General features: G+C 67.2%; 4 protein-coding genes and 1 pseudogene. 1 reads left to right on the forward strand and 4 read right to left on the reverse strand.

Annotated features, from left to right (window positions below):
* Nucleotides 1-1,089 (reverse strand): citrate synthase/methylcitrate synthase (locus tag IVB32_RS21095; protein WP_247411371.1); only part of this gene is annotated, 1,089 nt, incomplete at its 3' end.
* A 75-nt stretch (nt 1,090-1,164) separates the two neighbouring features.
* Between IVB32_RS21095 and IVB32_RS21100 the strand changes: the two genes are divergently transcribed.
* Nucleotides 1,165-2,385, forward strand: a complete 1,221-nt coding sequence (locus tag IVB32_RS21100; RefSeq protein ID WP_085358851.1) for a citrate synthase family protein — start codon at nt 1,165-1,167, stop codon at nt 2,383-2,385.
* 48 nt (nt 2,386-2,433) lie between these two features.
* Here IVB32_RS21100 and IVB32_RS21105 read toward each other — a convergent pair whose 3' ends face one another.
* The 3 genes and pseudogenes from IVB32_RS21105 to IVB32_RS21115 form a co-directional block, all read right to left on the reverse strand.
* Nucleotides 2,434-2,769: a type II toxin-antitoxin system PemK/MazF family toxin gene (locus IVB32_RS21105; protein WP_018452930.1), complete on the reverse strand. Its 336-nt coding sequence runs from the start codon at nt 2,767-2,769 to the stop codon at nt 2,434-2,436.
* Nucleotides 2,750-2,962 (reverse strand): antitoxin MazE-like protein, encoded by a 213-nt coding sequence (locus IVB32_RS21110; RefSeq protein ID WP_143273843.1) that lies wholly within the window; start codon nt 2,960-2,962, stop codon nt 2,750-2,752. Before IVB32_RS21110 ends, IVB32_RS21105 begins: the two co-directional genes overlap by 20 nt.
* Nucleotides 2,963-3,067: 105 nt before the next feature.
* Nucleotides 3,068-3,368, reverse strand: a pseudogene (locus tag IVB32_RS21115) (DedA family protein); the annotation flags it as partial.

A 3,368-nucleotide genomic window follows, 5' to 3' on the forward strand; every position in this document is an offset into this window, starting at 1 on the left:
CTTCGGCATCGCGCCCACATATGACGAGCTCGGCCGGATCAGCCGCCCGGTCCGCTGCTGCTCCCGCGCATGCGCCGTCCAGCCGGCTGCGCGCGCCACGGCGAAGATCGGCGTGAAGGCCTGCCTCGGAATCGCCAGCGCATCGAGCAGGATCGCGGTGAAGAACTCCACATTGGTCTCCAGCGACCGGTCCGGATTCTTCTTGCGCAAGGCTGCGCGGATATAGGCCTCGACCTCGCCGGCAAACGGCAGGTCGGCGCCGTCCGAGGCCAGCGCCTCGATCGCGGTCTTGAGCACGTCGGCGCGGGGATCGCGCACGCGATAGACGCGGTGGCCGAAGCCCATCATTCGCTCGCCGCGGGCGAGTGCCGCGTCCACCCAGGGCTGGATGCGCTCGCGCGAGCCGATCGCGTCGAGCATTTCCAGCACCGGCTCCGGCGCGCCGCCATGCAGCGGACCCGTCAGCGCGCAATAGCCGGCGGTGACGGCGGCAAACAGATCTGCGTGCGTTGAGGCCACCACGCGCGCGGTGAAGGTCGAGGCGTTCATGCCGTGGTCGCTGGCGGTCACGAGATAGGCGTCCAGCGCCCTGACCTCGCGTGGTTCGGGCGCGCGCCCGTGCAGCATGCGAAGCGTATCGGCAGCCTGGCTCACGTTCGGATCGGGCGCCACGGGATCGAGACCCCTAGCCCGGCGGACGAGCGCGCCCGCAATCACCGGGAATGCGCCGACGATCGTCGCCTCATGGGCGAGCCCGTGCTCGGCGCGAACTCCCGCGACCGCCGCGCGAAATCCGTCGATGATGCCCATGCCGCGCGTTGCCGGCAGCAGCTCATCCAGCCGCGCGAAGGCGCGCTCGCGTGCGGCGCCCAGGCTCGCGCGCACATCGGCTTCGCTCAGCGTGGTCGTGCTGGCGCCGTTCCAGAGCCGGGCGGTGACGCCCTCAAAGCTCGACTGGCTCGCCAGTCGGCCAACATGCTCGCCGGCGATGATCAACTCGCCGCGCTCGCCGTCGACATGGCTCAGCACGGTTTCGGCCGCGGGAACGCCGTCCAGCCCGATCTGGCTCTTGGTGAGGTGGATGTTCATGGCCCAAATCTCCTTTGCACCAGCCAAAGATCAGGCCTCTCGACAGATTGATCAATCTTGATTACATTAATCAATATGAAAAATTCGGAAGGTCTCTACCTCTCCGCCCGGGAAGCCGCCGCCGAGCTCGCGATCTCGCCGGCCACGCTCTACGCCTATGTCAGCCGCGGCCTGGTCCGCTCCGAGCCGACGCCCGACTCGCGCAAGAACCGCTATCGCGCCGAGGACGTCCGGGCGCTGAAGGAGCGTCGGGTGCCGTCGCCGGAGCCGCGCGGCCTGCGCAGCTTCGATGCCGATCTGCCGGTCATGGACACGGAGATCTCCACCATCACCGAGGAGGGCGCGATCTATCGCGGCGTCAATTGCGTCGATCTCGCGGAGAACGACACGCTGGAGCACACGGCGACGCTTCTGTGGGACGTCTCCGGCGTCGATCCCTTTGCGCCGGACAATTTTCCCGCGGTGTCCGATGAGATGCGCCTGATCGCGCAGGCCGCGCGGCGCGCCGCGCCGATCGATCGCGCCATTGCCGTGCTGGCGCTCGCATCGAGCGCCGATCCCCGCGCCTTCACCCGCGCGCATGATGGACGTGCGATGGTCGGTGCGCGCATCGTCCGGCTCCTGGTCGCGACCATGCTCAATACGGAGCCGTCCGCCGAGCCGCTGCACCAGCAGATCGCCAGTGCCTGGGCTCCCGACAACAAGCACGCGGCCGATCTCATACGCCGCGCGCTGGTTCTGCTCGCCGAGCATGAGTTGAACGCGTCCACCTTCACCGCGCGTTGCGCAGCCTCGACCGGTCTTAATCTTTATGATTCCGTCATCGCCGGCCTCGCCGCGCTGAAGGGACCGAAGCACGGCGGTGCCGGCGTGCTCGCCTCGCAGCTCGTCAAGGCACTGGTCGATCGTGACGTCGAGCCAATGGTCCGGGAGCGTGTCGCGCTCGGCGAACGCTTTGCCGGCTTCGGTCACGGCGTCTACAAGCGGGGCGATCGGCGCGCGCAATCGCTGCTCAACGCGCTCTCTCGCGCAGGCGCACCGCGCAAATTCACCAAGGAGGTGCCCGAGCGGATCGCGGAGGCGACCGGCGAACTCGTCAATATCGACTACGCGCTCGCGGTGCTCGTGCACGCGCTGCGCCTGCCTGGCGGCAGCGAGCTCGCCCTGTTCGCGATGGCCCGCAGCGTCGGCTGGATCGCACATGCGAGCGAGCAGTTGCAGTTCGGCAAGCTGATCAGGCCCCGGGCGAGGTATGTCGGGCCGGCACCGGGGCGGAGGGGAGGCGCTGCTAGCTAGGATCGCTGCTGCGGTCGTCCTGGCGGAAGCCCGTGCTCGGGTACCTGATCAATCCGCAAGCCCTAACACGAACGCCAAAGCAATCCCAATCCGCGCCATATCCTGGCTGCCGAGGCGCCCGATCTTCTGTCCGATCCGTTCGCGTCTCACGGTGATCGGCTTGTCGGCCATCGCCTGCGATCTCAGTCGTAATCCATTTTCGCGGGTTGGCTCGATAGTCACCCGAAAATCCGGGGCGTGCGCCAGTTCGGAAGTCAACTGGCAGATCACGACGGAGGCATGAGTTTCAGGGAAAGCGTCGCTCTGCACGATGACCGCCGGGCGGGGTTTGCCATAGTCGCCCGTTGCAGCGACGGTCACGACGTCACCGCGTTGCATCTGCATCAAACTCGGAGACCGACTCGATCCACTGCAGCGCGTTGCGCTCGCGATCGGGGTCGAGGCTGGCAACTTGCTTCGCCACCCGTCGTCGAACTGACCGCGAGCGAGCATCAGCTACGACGAGGCGCAGTTCGCGCAAGCCCCGCAGCCGCCTCCGCTGGCGCATCATTTTCATTCTTTCAGCGGGTGCAGTCATTGGAAACGATCCCATGTAACGCGTTACAATGTAACGCGTTACGGCTTGGAGGCAAGGGCCGCCACGTTGCGAAGTCCCCAAACCGCAGTGCGCCGCTCGACGCTATCACCCTCGCGGCTTCGCCACCGCCACGCCGCCGCCGTTCCGGCGGCGATAGATCCAAACCGCCAGGCCTACGACGATTGCCACGCCGACCACGGTCAAAATCCACATATGCTTATACGGATGCCCATGGTGCGGCAGCCCGGCATATTCGTGCAGGGCCGACACCGCCAAAACGCCCGGCAGCACATGCGCCGGCGCCCAGACCAGGATCGCCGGGATGTTGATGGCGTAGAAGCGGGCCGGGGGCATGCCGAGCGCGCCCGCCGTGACCGGGACGAAGGCACGGATCGGCGGCACGAAG

Origin of the sequence: Bradyrhizobium sp. 23 (assembly GCF_023073295.1) — a bacterium.
Taxonomy (GTDB): Bacteria; Pseudomonadota; Alphaproteobacteria; order Rhizobiales; family Xanthobacteraceae; genus Bradyrhizobium; species Bradyrhizobium canariense_D.

Excerpts from the sequence above, each read along its gene's own strand:
- IVB32_RS21105 (WP_018452930.1), bottom strand. The coding sequence starts at position 2,769 with ATGCAGATGCAACGCGGTGACGTCGTGACCGTCGCTGCAACGGGCGAC.
- IVB32_RS21100 (WP_085358851.1), top strand. The coding sequence starts at position 1,165 with ATGAAAAATTCGGAAGGTCTCTACCTCTCCGCCCGGGAAGCCGCCGCC.
- IVB32_RS21110 (WP_143273843.1), bottom strand. The coding sequence starts at position 2,962 with ATGACTGCACCCGCTGAAAGAATGAAAATGATGCGCCAGCGGAGGCGG.